The organism is Croceicoccus estronivorus (genome assembly GCF_001625325.1).
Classification (GTDB): Bacteria; Pseudomonadota; Alphaproteobacteria; order Sphingomonadales; family Sphingomonadaceae; genus Caenibius; species Caenibius estronivorus.
Map to the genome: position 1 here is coordinate 1 of NZ_JRQQ01000016.1, position 5,000 is coordinate 5,000.

The following is a 5,000-nucleotide window of genomic DNA, read 5'->3' on the forward strand; positions in this document are numbered from 1 at the left end:
CCTCAAAAGCTACCGCTGCGCGCGTCTTCATCTGTCAGAGTTCCCTTCTTTCCAGTGCGACCCACGCCATAGCCTCCTTGCCGTCATGCGATAAGGGGGTGCCGCCATGCAGCAGCAGACAAAGAAATGCCGATATACCGGAAATGGTATCCAGCAGCGCCGGAAACCACAGCAAACCATGCGCAATCCGATGGGTTATCCCTGTCAGGAAAAACACGTTTTCAGATGTGAAAACTGGAGCGGGTGAAGGGAATCGAACCCTCGTCGTCAGCTTGGGAAGCTGCTGCTCTACCATTGAGCTACACCCGCATTGCTCTGCCGACTCATCGAAGGCGCCTGGTGCGCTGCTTCCGGCGAAGCGGCGGCCAAGTGCCATGAGCGAGGCCATATCGTCAACATATCTTTCGGTGCCCTGCGCGATGCATCCGGCCCCACTCCCGATTGCCCGGTCTTGCCGGACAGAGGAATCCAGTCCCGGACGAACGAAAACGGTTCACCGCATTGCGGGGAATGCCGCCTTGCGACGTAATAGAAAGCTACATAAGCTTGAAATTATCGTACAAAGCGAATGGCCTGGCCGCCGAAAGGACTCACATTGGGCAAGAAGATCGTCTTTTACGAGCTCAACGAAGTTCCCTTCAAGGTCTTCGATCATTTTGCCGCTCAGATGCCGCAAAGTGCCGTCGCCAAATTGAAAGCCCATGCGCGCGCTTTCGAGACATATGCGGAAGACAGCGGACACCTTAGCCCCTGGATTACCTGGCCGACGCTACACCGCGGGGTAACCAACGACGATCACGGTATTTCCGATTTCGGTCAGGATCTTGGCGCAGCGGATAAGGAGTTTCCCCCCATCTGGCGTCTGCTCTCCGCCCGCGGCATAAAGCCCGGCGTATTCGGCAGCCTGCACACCTATCCGATACCCGGCAATGTTCACGATTACGCGTTCTATGTGCCGGATACATTCGCAGCCGGGCCCGAGTGCTTTCCGGCAAAGTATCGGGCATTTCAGGATTTCAATCTGCGCATGGCCGGCAATAACGCCTCTCAGGTCAATGGCGCGATCGCTTTCAAGGAAGCCAGCCGCTTTCTGGCAAATGCGCCAGGCATGGGGCTTTCAGCCAGAACCGCCAAGCAGGTGGCATCCCAGCTCGTTTCCGAACGGCTCAATCGCAAGCGGATCGTACGCCGCCGCACGACGCAGGTGCAGCTGGCGTTCGACTTTTATCTCAAGGCGCTCCGCCAGGAACGCCCTGACATCAGTTTCTTCTTCACCAACCACGTTGCGTCATCGATGCACCGTTATTGGCCGGCCTTGTTTCCCGCCGACTACGAAGCCTTGAAGTTCGGGCCGGACTGGATTGCCGACTGGTCGGATGAAATCCCGTTCACAATGCGGGAAGCAGACTACCAGATCGGGCAACTCATGCGCCATGTGGAGCGTAATCCGGACCACATGCTGATCGTCGCGACCAGTATGGGGCAGGCTGCGTTTCAGGGGAGGGAGCGCGTCGATCGCAAAGTGATAATAACTGGCTTTGCCAAACTGATGGAGGCCATCGGCATCCCTCAAAACGCTTGGCACAAACGCCCCGCCATGGTCCCGCAATATAATGTCTATGTCGACGAAGATCAGCGTGCGAGATTTCGCCAGAATCTGGGGGCATTGTCACTGAACGGACAAGGGATCGATCTGACCGATCTGGGGGAAGGCATTTTCCGGCTCGATTTTTCGCTCAACAACCAGAACACCCTGGAAGTCACCTTCCAGGGCGACAAGGTGTCAGCCGAGAAGTTCGGGATTACCAATCTGACAATGCAGGATGCCGCCGGGGCCAACGCATACCACATTCCGGAAGGCATGATGCTGATCTACGATCCCTGTGTTCGAGCAGACACGCAGCAAACGCGTAGCCAAATTTCAACCACGGAAATCGCACCAAGCATATTACGAAATTTCGATCTAAATCCCCCCGCCTACATGCAGCGGGGCATCTTGCTCTGAGAGAGACGGCTCACAGGCAAAAGACCCAACTCCGAAAACAAGCAATGAAAATGGGCAATAAAAAACCCCGCCGAAGCCGGGTTACCATTGGTTGCGGGGGTAGGATTTGAACCTACGACCTTCAGGTTATGAGCCTGACGAGCTACCGGACTGCTCCACCCCGCGTCACCGATCTGTTTAACATTCTATCATCGCACAGTTTTAGCGATGATAGAATGCCAATTCCCCCAAGCATATAGCCCAGAGACTAAAAAGCCGCCGCTCGGACTTATCCGGCAGCGGCTTTTTAACATTATGAATGGGTTTCCCGCGCTCACGCCAGCTTCAATGCCTGGCGACGTCCTACTCTTCCAATGCTTAAGCATTAGTACCATCGGCGCTGTCTGGTTTCACGGCCGAGTTCGAGATGGGATCGGGTGGGTCACAGACGCCATGGTCACCAAGCAATGGAGCCAGCGTGTCGCAGTTCTAATCGATGTATATCTGACTGAGAACCGTCCGCCATCGGACAGTTCCTCTTCAGGACTGTCGTTGATGGTGGGATTCATCAAGCATGATCAGAGTTATTAGGACCGGTTAGCTCCATACGTTACCGCACTTCTACACCCGGCCTATCAACGTGATGGTCTATCACGACTCGAAGATACCTAATCTTAAGGGAGGCTTCCCGCTTAGATGCTTTCAGCGGTTATCCCGTCCGTACATAGCTACCCTGCTGCACCGTTGGCACGATGACAGGTACACCAGAGGTACGTTCACCCCGGTCCTCTCGTACTAGGGGCAACTCCTTTCAAGTATCGACGCCCACGGCAGATAGGGACCAAACTGTCTCGCGACGTTCTGAACCCAGCTCACGTACCACTTTAATTGGCGAACAGCCAAACCCTTGGGACCTGCTCCAGCCCCAGGATGTGATGAGCCGACATCGAGGTGCCAAACGATTCCGTCGATATGAGCTCTTGGGAATCATCAGCCTGTTATCCCCGGCGTACCTTTTATCCGTTGAGCGATGGCCCTTCCACGAGGGACCACCGGATCACTATGACCGACTTTCGTCTCTGCTCGACCTGTCGGTCTCGCAGTCAGGCAGGCTTATGCCATTGCACTCTTGCAGCCGGTTTCCAACCGGCCTGAGCCTACCATCGCGCGCCTCCGTTACTCTTTAGGAGGCGACCGCCCCAGTCAAACTACCCGCCACAGAGGGTCCCTGTACCGGATAACGGTACGAGGTTAGACATCAGAAAACAGCAGGGTGGTATTTCACCTATGGCTCCACGTCAGCTGGCGCCAACGTTTCAAAGCCTCCCACCTATGCTACACAACTCTTTCCTAATGCCACTCTGAAGCTGCAGTAAAGGTGCACGGGGTCTTTCCGTCTAACCGCGGGTACTCCGCATCTTCACGGAGAATTCAATTTCGCTGAGCATATCCTGGAGACAGTGGGGAAGTCGTTACGCCATTCGTGCAGGTCGGAACTTACCCGACAAGGAATTTCGCTACCTTAGGACCGTTATAGTTACGGCCGCCGTTTACTCGGGCTTCAATTCGGAGCTTGCACTCCTCCTCTTAACCTTCGAGCACCGGGCAGGCGTCAGACCCTATACGTCGTCTTGAAGCCGACTTAGCAGAGTCCTGTGTTTTTGATAAACAGTCGCTACCCCCTGGCCTGTGCCCCCCACTACTGCTTGCGCAATAATGGGGCCTCCTTCTTCCGAAGGTACGGAGGCAATTTGCCGAGTTCCTTCAGGATACTTCTCTCAAGCGCCTTGGTATACTCTACCTGACCACCTGTGTCGGTTTCGGGTACGGTCTATACGGTGGGGCTATTTCCTGGAACCACTTGGCTGCCCATCCAATCCGATAAGGATGAACAACTTCCGCGATCCGTCACACACCACCAGGCCCACGAATATTAACGTGGTTCCCATCGACTACCCCCTTCGGGCTCGTCTTAGGGGCCGGCTTACCCTGCTCCGATTAGCGTTGAGCAGGAACCCTTGGTCTTTCGGCGAGAGGGCATCTCACCCTCTTTATCGCTACTCATGTCAGCATTCGCACTTCCGATACGTCCACGGTCGGTTACCCTCCCGCTTCACTCGCTTACGGAACGCTCCGCTACCGCTCAGTCAAAGACTGAACCCTAAGCTTCGGTGCATCACTTTAGCCCCGATACATCTTCGCCGCAGGATCTCTTATTTAGACCAGTGAGCTGTTACGCTTTCTTTAAAGGATGGCTGCTTCTAAGCCAACCTCCTGGTTGTTTTGGAAATCCCACATGCTTTCCCACTTAGTGATGACTTGGGGACCTTAGCTGTAGGTTAGGGCTGTTTCCCTTTTGACGACGGACCTTAGCACCCGCCGTCTGTCTGCCGGATAAGACTCGATGGTATTCGGAGTTTGGTTAGGTTTGGTACCGCTCGCGCAGCCCTAGCCCATCCAGTGCTCTACCCCCATCGGCATACATCCGACGCTCTACCTCAATAGATTTCGCGGAGAACCAGCTATTTCCCGGTTTGATTGGCCTTTCACCCCTAAACACAACTCATCCGAGCATTTTTCAACATGCAACGGTTCGGTCCTCCAGTGCGTGTTACCGCACCTTCAACCTGGTCATGCCTAGATCACCGGGTTTCGGGTCTAATTCATCGTACTCAGTCGCCCTATTCAGACTCGCTTTCGCTGCGCCTACACCTAACGGCTTAAGCTTGCACGATAAATTAAGTCACTGACCCATTATGCAAGAGGTACGCTGTCACCCCCTAAAGGGGCTCCAACTGCTTGTAAGCATTCGGTTTCAGGTACTGTTTCACTCCCCTAATCGGGGTGCTTTTCACCTTTCCCTCACGGTACTTGTTCGCTATCGGTCATGTACGAGTATTTAGGCTTGGAGGGTGGTCCCCCCATGTTCAGACAGGATTACACGTGTCCCGCCCTACTCGAGTCCTTCATCATCACTTTCGCATACGGGGCTATCACCCGCTATGGCCACTCTTTC

General features: G+C 54.6%; 1 protein-coding gene, 2 tRNA genes and 2 rRNA genes (1 of these 5 running past the window's edge). 1 reads left to right on the forward strand and 4 read right to left on the reverse strand.

Annotated elements, in window-relative coordinates; genetic code table 11:
• Positions 1 to 235: 235 nt before the first annotated feature.
• A tRNA-Gly gene (locus tag MB02_RS16730) sits at positions 236 to 309 on the reverse strand.
• A 286-nt stretch (positions 310 to 595) separates the two neighbouring features.
• Here MB02_RS16730 and MB02_RS16735 point away from each other — a divergent pair.
• Entirely contained in the window at positions 596 to 2,005 is a 1,410-nt protein-coding gene (locus MB02_RS16735) for a hypothetical protein (RefSeq protein WP_156495570.1), read from the forward strand.
• 88 nt (positions 2,006 to 2,093) lie between these two features.
• Here MB02_RS16735 and MB02_RS16740 read toward each other — a convergent pair.
• From MB02_RS16740 to MB02_RS16750, 3 genes are all read right to left on the reverse strand, one after another.
• Positions 2,094 to 2,170 (reverse strand) — tRNA-Met (locus MB02_RS16740).
• A gap of 164 nt (positions 2,171 to 2,334) precedes the next feature.
• Positions 2,335 to 2,449, reverse strand: a 5S ribosomal RNA gene (gene rrf, locus MB02_RS16745).
• Between the two features lie 102 nt (positions 2,450 to 2,551).
• Positions 2,552 to 5,000: ribosomal RNA gene (locus tag MB02_RS16750) — 23S ribosomal RNA — on the reverse strand; it runs 342 nt beyond the window's last position.